This window comes from Corallococcus terminator, assembly GCF_003611635.1.
GTDB lineage: Bacteria > Myxococcota > Myxococcia > Myxococcales > Myxococcaceae > Corallococcus > Corallococcus terminator.
This window is the reverse complement of record NZ_RAVZ01000214.1, coordinates 1-17,176: the sequence shown is the minus strand read 5'-3', so window position 1 is coordinate 17,176 and position 17,176 is coordinate 1. Positions and strand designations below refer to the sequence as shown.

17 protein-coding genes are annotated in these 17,176 nt (G+C 67.3%); 5 read left to right on the top strand and 12 right to left on the bottom strand.

The annotated features are described in order from the left end of the window. Positions 1–194 precede the first annotated feature (194 nt). The 8 genes from rplI to D7V88_RS26605 all read right to left on the bottom strand — a co-directional run bounded on the left by rplI (position 195) and on the right by D7V88_RS26605 (position 5,137). Complete coding sequence (rplI, locus tag D7V88_RS26640) at positions 195–638, bottom strand: 50S ribosomal protein L9 (RefSeq protein WP_120543438.1); 444 nt, start codon at positions 636–638, stop codon at positions 195–197. Positions 639–664: 26 nt separating this feature from the next. Continuing rightward, complete coding sequence (gene rpsR / locus D7V88_RS26635; RefSeq protein WP_120538059.1) at positions 665–1,066, bottom strand: 30S ribosomal protein S18; 402 nt, start codon at positions 1,064–1,066, stop codon at positions 665–667. Between the two features lie 48 nt (positions 1,067–1,114). Further along, a complete protein-coding gene (gene rpsF, locus D7V88_RS26630) occupies positions 1,115–1,600 on the bottom strand; it encodes a 30S ribosomal protein S6 (RefSeq protein WP_120538060.1) in 486 nt (161 codons plus the stop codon). A 247-nt stretch (positions 1,601–1,847) separates the two neighbouring features. Beyond that, complete coding sequence (gene pth, locus D7V88_RS26625; protein ID WP_120543437.1) at positions 1,848–2,423, bottom strand: aminoacyl-tRNA hydrolase; 576 nt, start codon at positions 2,421–2,423, stop codon at positions 1,848–1,850. A gap of 78 nt (positions 2,424–2,501) precedes the next feature. After that, positions 2,502–3,194 carry a 50S ribosomal protein L25/general stress protein Ctc gene (locus tag D7V88_RS26620; RefSeq protein WP_120543436.1) on the bottom strand — a complete coding sequence of 231 codons (693 nt, stop codon included), beginning with the start codon at positions 3,192–3,194 and terminating at the stop codon, positions 2,502–2,504. Between the two features lie 184 nt (positions 3,195–3,378). Beyond that, a complete protein-coding gene (locus D7V88_RS26615; RefSeq protein WP_120543435.1) occupies positions 3,379–4,329 on the bottom strand; it encodes a ribose-phosphate pyrophosphokinase in 951 nt (316 codons plus the stop codon). Positions 4,330–4,371: 42 nt separating this feature from the next. Continuing rightward, complete coding sequence (gene spoVG, locus D7V88_RS26610) at positions 4,372–4,671, bottom strand: septation regulator SpoVG (RefSeq protein ID WP_120538064.1); 300 nt, start codon at positions 4,669–4,671, stop codon at positions 4,372–4,374. A 115-nt stretch (positions 4,672–4,786) separates the two neighbouring features. Then, positions 4,787–5,137, bottom strand: coding sequence for a DUF5658 family protein (locus D7V88_RS26605; RefSeq protein WP_120543440.1), 351 nt, complete (start codon positions 5,135–5,137; stop codon positions 4,787–4,789). 216 nt (positions 5,138–5,353) lie between these two features. On the opposite strand from D7V88_RS26605, the gene D7V88_RS26600 reads away from it, so the two are divergent. The 4 genes from D7V88_RS26600 (at position 5,354) to aqpZ (ending at position 8,439) form a co-directional block, all read left to right on the top strand. After that, on the top strand, positions 5,354–5,953 hold the full coding sequence (locus tag D7V88_RS26600) for a thymidine kinase (protein WP_120543439.1): 600 nt from the start codon (positions 5,354–5,356) through the stop codon (positions 5,951–5,953). 65 nt (positions 5,954–6,018) lie between these two features. Then, complete coding sequence (locus D7V88_RS26595) at positions 6,019–6,834, top strand: uracil phosphoribosyltransferase (RefSeq protein WP_120543434.1); 816 nt, start codon at positions 6,019–6,021, stop codon at positions 6,832–6,834. Between the two features lie 15 nt (positions 6,835–6,849). Continuing rightward, entirely contained in the window at positions 6,850–7,383 is a 534-nt protein-coding gene (gene hpt / locus D7V88_RS26590) for a hypoxanthine phosphoribosyltransferase (RefSeq protein ID WP_120543433.1), read from the top strand. Between the two features lie 234 nt (positions 7,384–7,617). Next, entirely contained in the window at positions 7,618–8,439 is an 822-nt protein-coding gene (aqpZ, locus tag D7V88_RS26585; RefSeq protein ID WP_120543432.1) for an aquaporin Z, read from the top strand. Between the two features lie 88 nt (positions 8,440–8,527). Here the strand turns inward: aqpZ and D7V88_RS26580 are convergent, their stop codons facing one another. Continuing rightward, positions 8,528–9,538, bottom strand: a complete 1,011-nt coding sequence (locus D7V88_RS26580; RefSeq protein ID WP_120543431.1) for a ribonucleotide-diphosphate reductase subunit beta — start codon at positions 9,536–9,538, stop codon at positions 8,528–8,530. A 71-nt stretch (positions 9,539–9,609) separates the two neighbouring features. After that, the gene (locus D7V88_RS26575; RefSeq protein ID WP_120543430.1) at positions 9,610–12,414 is read right to left on the bottom strand and encodes a ribonucleoside-diphosphate reductase subunit alpha; all 2,805 of its coding nucleotides are present in this window, start codon (positions 12,412–12,414) and stop codon (positions 9,610–9,612) included. 368 nt (positions 12,415–12,782) lie between these two features. Here D7V88_RS26575 and D7V88_RS26570 point away from each other — a divergent pair, with 368 nt between their 5' ends. Further along, positions 12,783–14,888 carry a M4 family metallopeptidase gene (locus D7V88_RS26570; protein WP_120543429.1) on the top strand — a complete coding sequence of 702 codons (2,106 nt, stop codon included), beginning with the start codon at positions 12,783–12,785 and terminating at the stop codon, positions 14,886–14,888. 96 nt (positions 14,889–14,984) lie between these two features. Here the strand turns inward: D7V88_RS26570 and D7V88_RS26565 are convergent, their stop codons facing one another. Together D7V88_RS26565 and D7V88_RS26560 are read right to left on the bottom strand one after the other, a co-directional pair. After that, positions 14,985–16,295: a M18 family aminopeptidase gene (locus D7V88_RS26565; RefSeq protein WP_120543428.1), complete on the bottom strand. Its 1,311-nt coding sequence runs from the start codon at positions 16,293–16,295 to the stop codon at positions 14,985–14,987. Positions 16,296–16,307: 12 nt separating this feature from the next. Continuing rightward, the gene (locus D7V88_RS26560) at positions 16,308–17,141 is read right to left on the bottom strand and encodes a hypothetical protein (RefSeq protein ID WP_120543427.1); all 834 of its coding nucleotides are present in this window, start codon (positions 17,139–17,141) and stop codon (positions 16,308–16,310) included. Positions 17,142–17,176 lie beyond the last annotated feature (35 nt).

Below are 17,176 nucleotides of genomic sequence, written 5' to 3'. Positions count from 1 at the left end.
ATCCGGAAGGGACCTCCAGCAGGTGGGGTTGCCCTGGAGATGCCCACGCCTCGCGCTCGGCCACCCGTGGGATGCCGTGGGCGGGACCGGGGACGGCGCGAAACGGACTGGAGAGGTGCCGGGACAAAGCAAAAGGGCCGCCCGGTCTCCCGGACGGCCCCTTCGCATGAAACGACGTCAGGTGAAGCGGTGGACTACTCGGCCACCACGTCGACCTTGATCTTCGCCGTCACTTCGCGGTGCAGGCGCAGCTCCACGTCGTAGCTGCCCAGCGACTTGATGGGGTCGGCCAGGTGCAACTGGCGACGATCCACCTGCTGGCCCTGAGCGGCGAGCGCCTCGGCGATGTCCAGCACCGTGACAGAGCCGAAGAGCTTGTCCTGGTCGCCGACCTTGCGCTTGATGGTGACCTTGACGGCGCCAAGCTTCTTGGCCTGCTCGTCGGCAACGCCCTTGAGCTTGGCGCTGCGAGCGGTCTGCACGGACTTCTCGTGCTCCAACTGGCGCAGGTTCTGCTCGCTCGCCAGCACCGCCTTCTTGCGCGGCAGAAGGAAATTCCGGCCGAAGCCGTCCTTCACCGTGACGAGCTCGCCGGACTTGCCGAGATTGTCGATGTCCTCACGCAGAATGAGCTTCATGTTCAGTCTCCTGGGGGACCCGGCGGCTAGCCGACGACCGCGTTGTAGGGGAGGAGCGCGATGCCACGGGCGCGCTTGATGGCGATCGCCACCTCACGCTGGTGCTTCGCGCAGTTGCCGGAGATGCGGCGGGGGATGATCTTGCCGCGCTCCGTGACGAAGTACTTCAGCGTCGCCTGGTCCTTGAAGTCCACCGACGCGTTCTTCTCCGCGCAGAACCGGCAGACCTTCTTGCGGCCGAAGCCACGACCACCACGCTTGTCGTCGTCGCCACCCATGCCGCCGCGGTCGCCACGATCGCCGCCGCGGTCGCCGCCGCGGTCACCACCACGGTCGCCACCGCGCGAACCGCCGCCGTAGCCACCGCCACCACCACCACCGGGGCCGCGGGAACCGCCAGCGCCCTTGCTATCCATGCCGTTGCTCATGAACGTTCTCGTTTCCTGGAAGGTTTAGGGAAGGACCCAAAAGAAGGCTTACGCCTCCTCGGGGGCATCCTCTTCCGCGTCGGGGCCAACGAAATCGGGGGCCTCGGCCGCACCACGGAAGCCGCCACCCTCGCGCTCCGCGGGGGCACCCGGACGGGTCTCCTCCACGTCACCGGCCAGCTTCAGGTCCTCGAGGACCGGACGCGTCTCCGGGTCCACTTCGTCCGCGATCTTCACGGAGATGTACCGGGTGACCTCGTCGAGGTTGCGCAGGTTGCGCTCGATCTCCGCCACCAGCTTGCCGCTGCCCAGGAAGCTCGTGTGGACGTAGATGGCGCGAGGCTGCTTGGCCACGGGGAAGAGGGTCTTCTTCTTCCCCCACACCGTGAAGCGCAGCACCTTGCCCTGCTCGCGATCGACGATGCCCCGGACGCGCTCCTTGAGCTTGTCCACGGCGTCATCGGTCAGGTCGGGCTTGACCAGGAAGATGGTCTCATACTCACGAAGCCGCTTGGCGGCCTGCGTCTCAGCCATGTTTCTCTCCCCTTGGGGTCGAGTGCCCCCCGGACCATCCGGGGAGCGGGGAAACGGTTGTAGGCCCTCGAAAGGCCACCACCGGGGACGGGAAATCATGCGCGCCCGTCACCACCGCGCCTTTTCCCGCTCAACAACACGGGGAGGAGGGGGCTTCTAAGTGTCACCCCTCGCGAAAGTCAAGCAATGCCAGGGAAGGGGCCGTCCGACCGGGTGCTTTCCCCGGGGCCGGCAGCCCTGCCGCCCCTCAGGCCTTGCGGTTGTGGCGGTTCATCGCCGTGGAGAGCCCGTCGCGCACCCAGCTCTCCGTCATGTCCGCCGCCCGGGCAATCAGCTCCTCCAACTGCCGCTTCTCCCCGTCGTCGAAGTTGGAGAGCACGTAGCCGGACACCCGCTCCTTGGCGTTGGGGCCCTCCGGCTTGCCGATGCCCACCCGCACGCGGATGAAGGCGTCCGCGCCCAGGCAGGTCACCATGCTCTTCAAGCCATTGTGGCCGCCCGCGCCGCCGCCCGCCTTGAGCTGCAACCGCCCGAAGGGCAGGTCCAACTCGTCGTGGATGACGAGCACGTCCTGCACATCCACCTTGTAGAAGCGCGCGGCCTCCGCGACCGAACGGCCCGACAGGTTCATGAAGGTCTGCGGCTCCACGAACAGGATGCGCTCGCCGCCCAGGCTTCCCTGGCCCACCCGCGCCTGGAACTTGTCCTGGGTGAGCTCCGCGCGGGCACGCGCGAGCAGCGCGTCCACCACCATGAAGCCGATGTTGTGCCGGTGGCGCTCGTACTCGCGCCCGGGGTTGCCCAGCCCGCAGATGAGCTTCATGGAAGGCTCCGTAAAGACAGCGGGGCAGGCCCTTCAACAGGCCCGCCCCGCGAGGAAACAAGGAACGGTGGAGAAGGACTACTTCTTCGCCGGGGCCTTGGCAGCGGCCGCGGGGGCCTTCGCGTCGGCCGCCTTGGGGTCCGCCGCCTTGCCCGCCGCAGCGGCAGGCGCCGCGGAGGTGATGGCCGCCGGGGCCGCCACTTCCGCCGCTTCCGGCGCCGCGAGGACCGCGATGGTGTAGTTGACGTTCGTCTTCACCGACACGCCCTCGGGCAGCTTGAGGTCGTTCACGTGAATGGCTTCGTTGATCTTCAGGTTGGTGACGTCCACTTCAATCTGGAGCGGGATGCCGGTGGGGAGCGCCCAGACCTCCAGGTTGCGGCGGATCTGCGAGAGCAGGCCGCCGTCCAGCACGCCCGCGGCCTTGCCCGTGAGGATGACGGGCAGGTTGACCTTCACCTGGTCCGTGTCGCGCACCGCGATGAAGTCCGCGTGCAGGATGTCCCGGGTGAGCGGGTCCATCTGGTAATCCTTCAGCAGCACCTGCTCGCCGCCCGAGCCCAGCTTGATCTGGATCAGCGTGTTGAGCTTGGCCGGGGTGTTGATGGCCGTGCGGATGGCCTTGGGGTCCACGGAGATGTGCAGCGGCGTCTTCAGGTGCTTGCCGTAGACGACCGCGGGGATCTGACCCTTGGCGCGCAGGCGGCGGGCGGCGCCCTTGCCGGAACCTTCACGCGCGGAGGCTTCAAGGATGCTCTTGTCGGTGGCCATGGAGGAAGCTCTTTTCAGTGGGGACTGCGGGTGCGACCGGTTCGTCAGGGCGCCCTCGGCATCCCGCCACCATGGCGGGCCCCGAAGACGGCGCCCGGGCCGTGAAGCCCGTTGAACCGGCAGAGGGGGCCGGACATGCCAGCCGGAGGGGGGCGGCGTCAAGCCACCCGTCACCCGGCGCGGTTCAGACGAACAGAGAGCTCAGCGAGTCCGCGCGGTGGATGCGCGCGATGGCCTCACCGAAGAGCGCGTCGGTGTGCAGCGCGCGAATCTTCGGGCACGCCTTGGCGCTGGGCGAAAGCGGCACCGTGTCCGTGAAGACGACCTCTTCGAGCACGGAGTCGGTGATGCGCTGGATGGCGGGGCCGGACAGGATGGGGTGGACGGCGTAGGCCAGCACCCGGCGCGCGCCCTTGTTCTTCAGCGCGGCGGCCGCCTGCGCGAGCGTGCCCGCGGTGTCCACCATGTCGTCCACCAGGATGGCGTCCTTGCCCATCACGTCGCCAATGAGGTTCATCACCTCCGACGCGTTCGCGCGCGGCCGGCGCTTGTCGATGATGGCCAGGCCCGTGTCCAGGCGCTTGGAGTAGGCACGTGCGCGCTCCACGCCGCCCGCGTCCGGGCTGACGATGACGACGTCGCTCAATTCCGGGAAGCGCTTGCGCATGTCCTCCAGGAACACCGGCGAGCCATACAGGTGATCCGAGGGCATGTTGAAGAAGCCCTGGATCTGCCCCGCGTGCATGTCCATGGACACCACCCGGTTGACGCCCGCCACCTCCAGCATGTCCGCCACCAGCTTGGCGGTGATGGGTGTGCGGGCGGCCACCTTCCGGTCCTGCCGCGCGTAGCCGTAGTACGGCATCACCGCGGTGATGGAGCCGGCGCTCGCCCGCTTGAGCGCGTCGCACATGATGAGCAGTTCCATCAGGTGGTGGTTTGTCGGCGGGCAGGTGGACTGGACGATGAAGACGTCCTGTCCCCGCACGTTCTCGCCGATCTCCACGTGGATCTCCCCGTCGGAGAAGGTGTCCACGACCGCCTTGCCCAACGGGCGCTGGAGATACTCGCAGATGCGATGCGCCAACGCCGGGTTCGAGTTCCCGGCGAACACCTTGAAGTCACGCGGCTGCATGGGGGCGCTGACTAACCCGTGCGCGCGGCGAAGGGAAGAAGCTTAGTCGAGTTCCGCAGCCACGGGAGCAAGCGTCCCTGTCTGCGCCTGGTGAAGGTGTTTCTCGTACTCAATGAGGATGACCCGCTCCATCTGGCTGCGAGTGTCCGCGTTCAGCGGATGGGCGATGTCCTTGTATGTCCCGTCCTTCCGTTTCTTCGCGGGCATCGCGATGAAGAGCCCGGTGGAGCCGTGGATCACCTTCAAGTCGCGCACGACGAAGCAGTGATCCAAGGTGATGGTGACGTACGCCTTGAGCTTGTCCTCTTCGACCGGAAACACCCGGACGTCGGTGATGTTCATGGTCCCCCCCGAACCTGAAAGGCCCGAGCTATGGGGAAGCCTGGGACAGACCGGAGGTGAAAAGCAAGCACCCCCGACCCGACGCACCGGGTGAGCGTTCACTGGGAGGGCCGACTCAAGCCCCGAAGGGCCAGTGACTCACCAGGTGAGCGAGGAACGCCAGGTGGTAGACCACGATGATGGCGTACACCACGGCGCCCGCGCGGATGGCGAACCGGCTCGCCTTGAGCTTGCGGTGCAGGCACAGCAGGCACAGGCCCGCGTTCACGATGAGCAGCTTGGAGAACATGAACACCAGCGGTGACTGCTCGTACGCCACGCGCATCACCGGGTTGAGCTCCTCCGCCACTCCCAGTTGCAGGAAGAGCAGGGTGAAGAGCCCGTCCAACAGGTTCAGCATCAACAACGCCACCGACGCGGGCGACATGTAGAAAGAAGCACCCTGCGTCCACGACCCCACCTGCATCTGATTCGCCGTCGCCGCCACGCCCTACCCCCTGGTCCCGTCCATGCTGCCCGGGGGACTCCCTATTCAATTCGCTTGCCAAGGCTTCCGGGGCTTCCTGGAAGCAGCCGGGCAGGCAGGGACGAATGGGGGGTTGGCAGGCCGGAAACGAAATTGACGGGAAGGGGTGGGTGCCCGAGATTGGCCCCGTTCCAGACCCTCCCCGACGAGCGCCCATTGCATCAGTTTCCCAAAGATATCGGGTGGATAGAGGTCATCTGCGGCTCGATGTTCTCCGGCAAGACGGAGGAGTTGATCCGCCGCGTCAAGCGCGCGCTGTACGGCCGGCAGAAGGTGCGCGTGTTCAAACCGCGCATCGACAACCGGTACGACGAGACGCAGGTGGTGAGCCACAGCCAGTTGAAATTGACGTCCCTCCCGGTCGAAAGGGCTGAAGAAATTTTCCGTCACCTGCCATCCGACATCCAGGTGGTGGGAATCGACGAGGTGCAGTTCTTTGGCGGAGAGGTGGTGCAGGTGTGCGAGGCGCTCGCCCACAAGGGCGTGCGCGTCATCTGCGCGGGCCTGGACCAGGACTACCAGGGCCGCCCCTTCGAACCGATGCCGCAATTGATGGCGGTGGCCGAGTACGTCACGAAGGAGCTGGCCATCTGCGCGGTGTGTGGGAATCCGGCCAATCGCTCGCAGCGCATCATTGGAAGCGGGGAGCGGGTGGTGGTGGGTGCGGCGGGCGAGTACGAGCCCCGGTGCCGCAAGTGTCATGTGCCCGAACCCACCGAGGCGAGCCCCCCGCAGACGCTGAAGCTGTTCGACTGAACCCCTGGCGGATGGCCCCGTGGAAGGGGCGGTCCGCTGTTTCCTTCGCCTGGAGCTGAAGCCCGATGCGGGACACCCTGTACGCGAACGTGCCGTTCCGGATGAACGAGATGACCCACCACTATGGGCCGCACGTCCATCTGGTGGGAAATCCGTTTCTCCTGTCGCAACTGGCCACCCTGTGCGCCAAGGGCACGCTGCAGCCGCAGATCAACCGGCTGGTGGAGCAGCTCTACGCGGACCTGGTGAAGACGGTCATCAACGCGGAGTTCCCGCGCAAGATGGTGACCATCCCCACGCGGATGATCGACTCCACACCCCTGGGCATCTACCAGGGCGAGGTGGTGGACCCGCAGTTGCGCGTGGTGACGGTGAACATCGCGCGGGCGGGCACGCTGCCGTCGCAGGTGACGTACGACCTGCTCAACTTCACGGTGGACCCGTCGCTCGTGCGGCAGGACCACATCATCATGAGTCGGATGATCGACGCGGCCCAGGCGGTGGTGGGCTCGGAGATTGGCGGCGCGAAGATTGGCGGCGACATCGATGATGCGTTCGTCCTCTTCCCGGACCCCATGGGGGCCACGGGCGGCAGCCTGTCCACGGCGATCTCGCTCTACAAGACGAAGGTGCCCGGGACGCCCCGGCGCATCATCACGTTGAACCTCATCGTCACGCCGGAGTACCTGCGCCGGATGACGAAGGAACACCCGGACGTCATCATCTACGCGCTCCGGCTGGACCGGGGTCTGTCTCCGCCGGAGGTGTTCGGCACCGCGCCGGGCCTGCTCTGGGACAAGGAGCGGGGCCTGGATGACCGGCAGTACATCGTCCCCGGCGGCGGCGGCTTCGGGGAGATCATGAACAACGCCTATGTGTAGACAAGGGAGTTCCCGGTGACGTTCCACGAGAAGGATGTCGACGTCCTCATCTCCGAGGAGGCGGTGCAGGCGCGTGTGAAGGAGCTGGGCGCGGCGATTACCCGCGACTACCAGGGCAAGGAGCTGACGCTCATCTGCGTGCTCAAGGGCTCCGCGTACTTCGCCATCGACCTGTCGCGCGCCATCGACCTGCCGCTCACGCTCGAGTTCCTGGGCGTGTCCAGCTACCACGGCGGCACGGAGTCCACGGGCGAGGTGCGCATCACCACGGACGTGTCCAAGCCCATGGCGGGCAAGCACCTGCTCGTCATCGAGGACATCATCGATACGGGGCTCACGATGACGTTCCTCCTGGAGAACCTCCAGGCGCGTCACCCCGCGTCGCTGAAGCTGTGCTCGCTCCTGGAGAAGCCCGCTCGCGCGCGCACCAAGGTGAACATCGACTACAAGGGCTTCGTCATCGAGGACAAGTTCGTCGTCGGGTACGGCCTGGACTACGGGGAGAAGTACCGGAACCTGCCGTTCGTCGGGGTGTGGAAGAACGCGTAGGGCCGAGCGCGGGCCGTTGACTGCCTGGGCGTCCGTCCCCGGAGGGTGGGGGCTTCAGGACGCCGGGGGCCAAAGCCATGCGCCGCTGTCCGACCATGTGGAACGCGTGCGCGTGGTGGGGCGCGCATGCATGCGCAGCATCTCCTGGGACAACCATGACGCCGTGGGAAGGCTTGCGTTGTCTGGGAAACCTCCCGGAACCGCGCGGCCCCTGACTGCGTGAGGAGGCTGCGCATGCGAGAAGAGACAGTGAGGGCCGCTCGGGCAGCACCCGTCGGCGGCGATGCGATGCAGAAGTACATGGCGGAGGCGGTGGGCACCTTCGTGCTGGTGCTCGGCGGCGTGGGAGCGGCGGTGCTGGCGGGCGACCGCATCGGCTTCCTGGGCGTGTCGTTCGCCTTCGGACTGTCGCTGCTCGCGATGGTCTACACGATTGGCCCCATCTCCGGCTGTCACGTGAACCCCGCGGTGACGGTGGGCCTGTTGATGGCGGGCAAGTTCGACAAGCGCCATGTCGCTGGCTACATCATCGCGCAGTGCGTGGGGGCCATCCTCGCGGCGGGGCTGGTGCTGCTCATCGCGAAGGGCGCGCCGGGCGGGTACTCCGCGGGCGCGGAGGGCCTGGGCAGCAACGGCTACGGGGCCGCTTCGCCGGAAGGCTACGGCGGTGGCGCGGCCTTCCTCGCGGAGGTGGCGCTCACCTTCCTGCTGGTGCTGACCGTGCTGGGCGCCACGGATTCGCGCGCGCCGGTGGGCTTCGCGGGCGTCGCCATTGGCCTCGTGCTGACGCTCATCCACCTGGTGGGCATCCCCATCACCAACACGTCGGTGAATCCGGCGCGCAGCCTGGGCCCGGCGCTCTTCTCCGGAGGCGCCGCGCTGGGGCAGCTTTGGATGTTCATCATCGCCCCCCTGTTGGGCGCGGCCTTCGCTTCGGCGGTGTACCGCCTGGTGAACCGGCCGGCCGTGCAGATCTCCGCCACGCGCGCGGAGCAGTCGCTGGAAGGCGAGCGTCGTCAGCGGCTGGGCGAGCGCGACATCGAGCACCCCGTCTAGCCCGCGGTTGAAGGCGCCTGACGCACGAAAGCCGTGCCTCGCATGAGAGCGGGGCACGGCTTTCTCGCTTGAGGCAGGGGAGGAGTGGCTAGAAGGCGGCGTCGAAGACCACGTCGTTCGCGGCGCCCACGCCCACGCCCACCTGGTAGGACGACACGCGGCGCTCGAAGAAGTTGGTGAGCTCCTGCACGTCCTGCAGGTCCATGAAGTGCAGCGGGTTCTTGGTGTGGAAGATGGGGGACATGCCCAGCATCTGGAGGCGCTGGTCGGCCACGTACTCCAGGTAGCCGCGCATCTCCTGCACCGACAGGCCCATCACGCCGCCGCCCAGCACGTCCTGGGCGAACTGCGTCTCGCACTCCACGGCCTCACGGAGCATCTGCACCACGTCGCGCTCCAGGGTCGCGTCGAAGAGGTCCGGCTCCTCCTTGCGCACCGTCTGGATGGCTTCGAACGCGAACGCCATGTGGGCGCTCTCGTCGCGGAACACCCAGTTGGTGCCCGCGGCAAGTCCATTCAGCAGGCCCTTGCTGCGCAGGAAGTACACGTACGCGAAGGCCGCGAAGAAGAAGAGGCCTTCGATGCAGCCGGCGAAGCAGATGAGGTTCAGCAGGAACTGGCGCCGGTCCGAACGCGAGCGCGTCTGGTCCATGGACTGGATGCTGTCCATCCACTTCATGCAGAAGCGCGCCTTGCGCTGGATGGACGGGATGTTGTCCACCGCCGCGAACGCCTTCGCGCGCTCGGCGGGGTCCGGCATGTAGCTGTCCAGCAGCGTCAGGTAGAACTGGACGTGCAGGGCCTCTTCGTAGAGCTGGCGCGACAGGTACATGCGCGCTTCGGGCGCGTTCAGGTGCTTGTAGAGGTTGAGCACCAGGTTGTTGCCGACGATGGAGTCGCCCGTGGCGAAGAAGGCCACCAGCCGGTGGATGAGGTGACGCTCCGCGTCCGTCATCTTCGAGCGCAGGTCCACCAGGTCCGTGGAGAAGTCGATCTCCTCCACCGTCCAGGTGTTCTTGATGGCGTTGCGGTACATCTCGAAGAAGACGGGATACGCCATGGGGCGCAGCGTCAGGTTCATTCCCGGATCGAGCAGCATTTCTTCGGCACTCCCTTACAAGGACGGCACGGGCGACGGATGGGGCAGGGGACGACGGGGCATGCCGGGAACTACTGGCACGCCTCGCAGGCCTCGGGGTTCTCCAGCGAGCACGCCACCGCTTCGGCTTCCGCGGTCACGGTCTGCGCTGCCGCCTGCACGGGGGCGGGCGTGGGGGTGGCGGTGAAGGTCTGCCCGCCCTGGTTCACGGTCGTCTTGGCGATGCGGGTCGCCGGACGCGAGCGCATGTAATACGTGGTCTTCAGCCCCTTCTGCCACGCGTAGAAGTACATCGAGGACAGCTTCCCGATGTTCGGCGTCTCCACGAAGAGGTTGAGCGACTGGCTCTGGTCGATGAAGGCGCCGCGGTCCGCGCCCATGTCCAGCAGCGAGCGCATGGGGACTTCCCAGGCGGTGCGGTAGATGGCGCGCAGCTCCTCCGGCAGCTCCGTGAGGTCCTGCACGCTGCCTTCGGCCATCTTGATGCGGTTGCGCGTGGACTCGTTCCACAGGTTGAGCTGCTGCAGGTCGCGCACCAGGTAGCGGTTCACCTGGAGGAAGTCGCCCGACAGCGTCTCGCGCTTGAAGAGGTTGGACACCTGCGGCTCGATGCACTCGTAGCAGCCGGCGATGGACGCGATGGTGGCCGTGGGCGCGATGGCGATCATCAGCGAGTTGCGCAGGCCCACCTTCATGATGCGCGAGCGCAGCGCGTCCCAGCGCAGCGTGTCCTCCGGGACGACGCCCCAGCTATCGAACTGGAGCTCGCCCTTCGCCGCGCGCGTCTCCGGGAAGGAGGCGTGGGCGCCGAACTGCTCCGCCAGGTCCGACGAGGTGACGAGCGCCGCGTAGTAGATCTCCTCGGAGATCTTCTTGGACAGGTTGCGCGCCTCCACGGAGTCGAAGGGCAGGCGCAGTTGGAAGAAGACGTCCTGGAGGCCCATCAGGCCCAGGCCCACCGGGCGCCAGCGGCGGTTGGAGTCCGCGGCGGTGGTGATGGGGTAGTAGTTGAGGTCGATGACGCGGTCGAGCTGCTTGATGGCGAGCTGGGCGTTGGCGCGCAGCGTGTCGAAGTCGAACTTCCCGTCCTTCACCATCCGGCCCAGGTTGAGCGAACCCAGGTTGCACACGGCCGTCTCACCCTGGCTCGTGACCTCCAGGATTTCGGTGCACAGGTTGGACAGGTGGATGACGTTGCCCGGCTGGCCCGTCTGGTTGCTCTTGCGGTTGGAGGTGTCCTTGAAGGTCATCCAGCCGTTGCCCGTCTGGGCGAGCACCTTCATCATCCGGGCGTACAGGTCGCGCGCCTTCACCTTGCGCACGGCCTGGCCCTGCGCTTCGGCCTCCGCGTAGGCCTTTTCGAAGGCGTCGCCGTAGAGGTCCGTGAGGTGGGGGACGAACTTCGGGTCGAAGAGGCTCCAGTCCTGGTCGGCCTCCACGCGGCGCATGAAGAGGTCCGGCACCCAGTTGGCCAGGTTCAGGTTGTGCGCGCGGCGGGCCTCGTCGCCGGTGTTGTCACGCAGCTCGAGGAAGTCCTCGATGTCCGCGTGCCACGTCTCCAGGTACACGCAGCACGCGCCCTTGCGCTTGCCGCCCTGGTTCACCGCCGCGACGGACGCGTCCAGCGTCTTGAGCCAGGGAACGATGCCGTTGGAGTGCCCGTTGGTGGACTTGATCAGCGAGCCCCGCGCGCGCACGCGGCTGTAGGCCACGCCGATGCCGCCGGAGAACTTCGACAGCATCGCGATGTCCGAATACTTCTTGTAGATGGCGTCCAGGTCGTCCGCGGGCGAGTCCAGGAGGAAGCAACTGGAGAGCTGCTCGTGGCGCGTGCCGGAGTTGAACAGCGTCGGGGACGAGGGCAGGTACTCCAGCGAGCTGAACAGGCGGTAGAGCTCAATGGCCTCGCGCGCGTTGTCGCCGGAGATGGCGCACGCCACGCGCAGGAAGAAGTCCTGCGGCGTCTCAATCACTTCGCGCGTCTGCGGGTTCTTCAGAAGATAGCGGTCGTAGACGGTGCGCAGGCCGAAGTACTCGAAGAGGTCGTTGCGGACCGGGTCGATGGCGGCGTTGAGCTTGCGCGCGTTGGCCTGGACGAAGGTGAGCAGGCGGTCCGCGATGAGGCCGTGCTTGTGGCCTGCGGCGACGGACTGGCTGAAGGACTGGATGTCCTGGTTGCTGACCTCCTTCTGGATGAAGGTGGACAGCAGGCGCGCGGAGAGCCGGGCGTACTCGGGCTCCTCCACGATGAGGGCCGCGGCGGTCTGGATGGACAGGCTGTCCAGCTCGCGCGTGGTGGCGCCGTCATACAGGCCGCTGATGGTCTTCGTGGCCACGCGCATCACGTCCACGCGCGACAGCACCCGCGTGCGGCGCAGCACCTGCTCCACCACGCCCGCCACGAAGTCCGGCAGCGGATCCGTGTCCAGCACCGTGGCCCGCCACTCGCGCGCGCGCCGCGCCTCCAGAATCAGCTTCAGGTCCTCGCGCCCCGCGCGCAGGTACGTGGGCAGCCGCGCCAGGACCCGCTCCGCGCCCAACAGCGGCGCCGCCGTGGCGAAGATGCGCCCCACCAGCGTCTGCCCGAAGCCCTCCACATAGTGGTGGCCCAGCACGCGGTTGGCCTCCTCGCTCCCCAGCCCCGGACACGCGTGCCGCCGCGCCACCGCCAGCGACGCGCGCCACACCTCCAGGGGGAAGTACTCCTCCGCCTCCTCCGCTTCCGGGTCGTACCCCACGTCCCGCAGCGCCTGGGCGAACGAACCCGACGGCCGCAGCGCGTATTGAAACAATCCCTCGAAGTTGCGACGCGGCACCTGCACCGCCAGCAGCGGGAGCCGTGGCTCCCCCGTCGTTTCCTGAATCCAAGGCTCCATGCGCCAACCCCCCCAGGGTCCAGCCCCCGCCCATCCGGCCGGGAAACCATGCATCAGTGTATCAGTCCTCACCGCGTCACCCGCCAGGGCCGCTTTCCACCAGGGCGGATTTTTCCAAAGATTTCCAGCCTTTTTTCATGCCATTAAACACTCCATTTGTGACGAACTGCGTCGGGGATTCCGGGAGTTCGGGTCGGGCGGGACCCCAACTGCAAGTAAAATCGGTGTGTCAACTGACGCAATCACCGGAACTCAACCATCGGTATTCATTGTTTTCTGGGAAGACGCGTTAACTTTCGCAACCCATCGGAAACTCTGAAGTTGGCTCATGCGAGAATCCTTCATCCCCCTTGCAGTGTGAGTGACCCATGAGCATTCGCCGCACCGAAGGTCAGACTCCCGTAACGCTCCGTCCCACCACTGAGACCGCGAAGGCCCCGGCGAAGGCGCAGAACGTGCTGCGCGTGAAGGACGGCTTCGAGTCCGTCAAGGGCGTGGCGGGTGCCAACACCGCCGCGGCCGTCGTGCCCCCGACGACGTCGTCGACGCAGGGCGCGGCCCCGGGCCGCCTCGCGCTGGACAGCAAGGACGCCCAGGCGGCCATCCAGACATCGCTCAAGCACCTCACCCCGCCCCTGACGGCGTCGTCGCTGCTGGCGGCCAACAAGTCCGGCCCCACGCTGGCGCCCAAGAGCGTCGAGCGCGACGAGCTGGGCATGACGCACGTGCGCCTGGATCGCGTGCACGAGGGCGTGAAGGTGTTCGGTGAGCAGCTCATCAGCCACCTGGGCACGGACGGCAAGGTGTCCAGCGTCACGGGCGAGCAGAACCCCATCCCCGCGGGCCTGGGTTCGCAGAAGCCGAAGCTGGCGCCGCAGGCGGCCATCGACATCGCGAAGAAGGAGCTGGGCGGCAAGGCCGACAAGCAGCCCTCTTCCGAGCGCGTCATCTACCAGGACGAGGCCGGCAAGTACCACTCGGCCTACCAGGTGGAAGTGACGCAGATCGCCGGCCAGGAGAAGCCCAAGAAGCAGAACTACATCATCGACGCCAACACGGGGAAGGTGCTGGAGAGCTTCAACAAGATCGGCGGCTACTCGCGCCCGGCGGCCGCGGACACCCAGCAGACCACGGTGCTGGCGACCCCGAACGCGCCCATCCCGGACCTGGGCAAGGCGGAGTCGAAGGTCACCGTCACGAACGACATCACGGTTGACTCGCTGAAGCTGGACCTGGACATCAAGCACACGTTCAGCGGCGACCTCACCATCAGCCTGACCAGCCCGTCCGGCAAGACGGCCGTCGTGCAGAGCCGCAAGGGCGGCTCCGTGGACGACGTGAAGGGCTCCTTCGACCTGTCCGCGTTCGCGGGTGAGTCGGCCAAGGGCGACTGGACCCTCACGGTCGAGGACAAGGCCAAGCGCGACACGGGCACCCTGCAGTCCTGGGGCCTGACCGTCACGGGCAAGGGCACCACGCCTCCCCCCACGGACCCCGTGGGCAAGGCGGACGACCAGTCCATGTACAGCGGTCACGTCGACCTGAAGACCACGAAGAACGCGGACGGCACGTACTCGCTGGAGGACTCGACGCGCGGCAAGGGCGTGGTGACCTACGACGCGAAGAACGCGAACACGGCCAGCGGCCAGACGAAGATCACCGACGACAACGACAAGTGGGGCGAGGCCACCGACCCGGCGCGCGCCAAGGCCGGCATCGACGCGCACTACGGCGCGGCCATGACCTACGACTTCCTCAAGGACGTCCTGGGCCGTGACTCCATCGACGGCGCGGGCGAGAAGCTCGTCAGCTACGTGCACGTGAAGAACAACTACGTGAACGCGTTCTGGGACGGCGAGAAGATGAGCTACGGCGACGGCGACGGCAAGAACGCCGGCCCGCTCACCACGCTGGACATCGCCGGCCACGAGATCGCGCACGGCCTCACCGAGCGCACCGCCGGCCTCATCTACAGCGGCGAGTCCGGTGGCCTGAACGAGTCCTTCAGCGACATCATGGGCACGGGCGTGGAGTGGTACGCGGCGCAGAACAACCCCGAGGCCAAGTGGAACTGGACCGTGGGCGAGGCCGCGTGGACGCCGACGAACGGCGACCCGGATGACGGCCTGCGCTACATGAACGACCCGACCAAGGACAAGTACTCGGTCGACAACTACAAGAACTACCCGAAGCAGACGGAGGTGCACGGCTCCAGCGGCATCTCCAACAACGCCTTCTACCTCCTGGTGGAGGGTGGCAAGAACCGCACCTCCGGCCTGGAAGTGAAGGGCGGCGTCGGCATGGAGGACGGCCTGAAGATCTTCGGCCGCGCCCTCACCACGTACATGACCCCGAAGACGACGTTCGCCCAGGCCCGCGAGGCCACCATCAAGTCCGCCACGGACCTGTACGGCGCGGACTCCAACCAGGTCCAGAAGGTCAAGGACGCCTGGACCGCGGTCGGCGTGAACTAGTCTTCACGAAAGCTTCCTGAAGCAATCCGAGGCGGGTCCGGTGTCGAAACCGGGCCCGCCTCTTCCTTTTGTTTCAGGCGCGGCCCGCGCCGGGGCTCAGGCGAAGAAGCGCGTCAGCACCGCCACCATGCGGGCCACGTCGGACGCGGCGGCCATCTCCCGGATGGAGTGCATGGACAGCATGGGGTTGCCCACGTCCACCGTGCGGATGCCCAACTGCCCCGCGGTGATGGGGCCAATGGTGCTGCCGCAGCCCAGGTCCGTGCGGGTGACGAAGTGCTGGGGCGTGACACCCGCCTCCTTGCACAGCGCGGCGAAGTGCGCCCACGACTCGCCGTCCGTCGCGTAGGACTGGTTCACGTTGGTCTTGATGACCGGGCCACCGCCCAACTGCGGCTGGTGCTTGGGTTCGTGCATCGACGGGTAGTTGGGGTGCACCGCGTGCGCCATGTCCGCGCTCACCATGAACGAGCGGCGGATGGCGCGGTGGAACGCGTCCGCGCGGCCGTCCGCGTGGCCCTGGACGATGCGCTCCAGCAGGTCCTTCAGGAACGGCGACGCGGCGCCCTGCGCGCTGCGGCTGCCGCACTCCTCATGGTCGTAGAGCACCACGCCGCAGGTGGCCTCGCGCGGGCCGCCCGGCGACAGGAGCGCGGTGAGGCCGGTGTGGCAGGACGCCAGGTTGTCCAGGCGGGGCGCGTGAAGGAACTCGCCGTGCAGGCCTGAACGCGTGGAGGGCTGCACGTCGTAGAGGCACAGGTCGTAGCCCAGGATGTCGTCCGCGGCCGCCGTCACGCCCTCTTTCGCCAGCTCCTCCACGAGCAGCGCGCGCAGCTCCGCGGGGCCCGCGCTCTCCAGGCCCAGCACCGGCACCATGTGCTCCTGCGCGTTGAGCTTCAGGCCCTCGCTGTTGACGGCGCGGTTCAGGTGGATGGCCAGGTTGGGCACGCGCAACAGCGGCCGGCGGAAATCCACCAGGTGGTGTTCGGGGCGGCCGTTCTTCAGCACCACCACGCGGCCCGCGAGCGACAGGTCGCGGTCCAGCCACGTGTGCAGGAGCACCCCGCCGTAGATTTCAACGCCGAGCTGCTGGTAGCCGTGGCGGTTGAGGGGCGCGTTCGGCTTGAGGCGCAGGTTGGGCGAGTCCGTGTGCGAGCCCACCAGCCGGAAGCCGGTGGCATCCACGGGCTTCGTGCCAAGCTGGAAGGCGGCGATGCTCGTGTCGCCGCGCACGACGAAGACCTTGTCCCCGGGCTTGAGGGACCAGGACTCGCGTTCGTCGAGCGCGCGGTAGCCCGCGTCGGTGAGGCGGCGCGCCGTCTCCCGCACCGCGTGATACGGCGTGGGCGACGCGTCGATGTACTGGAGGAGGTCTCCGGCCTGCTTGTCGGTGTCGGTGGGGCTCATGGGCCCGGCACGCTAACGCCGTCCGGCCTCCGTGCCACGTTCCACTGTCGTTCCCTGGACAGGCAGGCGTGCGCCCGCCGGCAGGATGGTGGAGGAGGCACGCGTCTTCGGCCCGGCGTCCAGGAAGGTGCCCAGGAGCACCCAGCGGCGGGCGGCCTCCTCGCGGGCCTTCTTCGCGACGAGCGGCGTCGTGTAGTGCCAGAAGGGCAGCCGGTACACGGTGATGCCGCCCACGGTGCTGACCTTGGTCAGTTCGGAGAAGTGCCCGTCCTTCGCGTACACGAGGTACTGGTGGTCCACGGCGGGCATCGTCAGGCTGACGTGCATGTCCACGTAGCCGTGGCGCGCGTCGTCCTCTTCCGGGTGGTGGTCGGTGTGGGGGCCCGTGTAGTCACCGGGGCTGTAGCAGAGCGTCTGGATGCCCCAGCCGCGCTTGAGTGCCCGGCCGCTCACCGCCGCCGCGAAGCCCGCGAACGTGTCCGAGCGCAGCAGCGTTACCAGCCCCAGGGCCTCCGCCGCGCGCCACGAACGCGAGCGCCGGCTCTCCAGCAGCGCGGTGCGGACGCGCACCGTCTTGGGCAGCGCCTCCGTGTAGTTCTCCACCATGCCGGAGATGGAGTCCTCCGGGATGGGGTCCTCCATCGTCACCAGCGTGTCGCGCATCGCCGCATCCAGCGCATCGCGGACCTGGGACGCCTTCTTCACGTCGATGACGCCTTGCAGCGCGATGAAGGGACGCGTGGGGTCCAACAACGCGCCGCAGGTCTCGGAGTCTCGACCTTCGAGAATGCGACGACCCTTGGGGGTGAGCAGGTCGGCGAACTGGGTGGGAAAGCGCGGGGCCATAGGGCGCGCACCATAGCGGCCCGGGGGCGGAACGC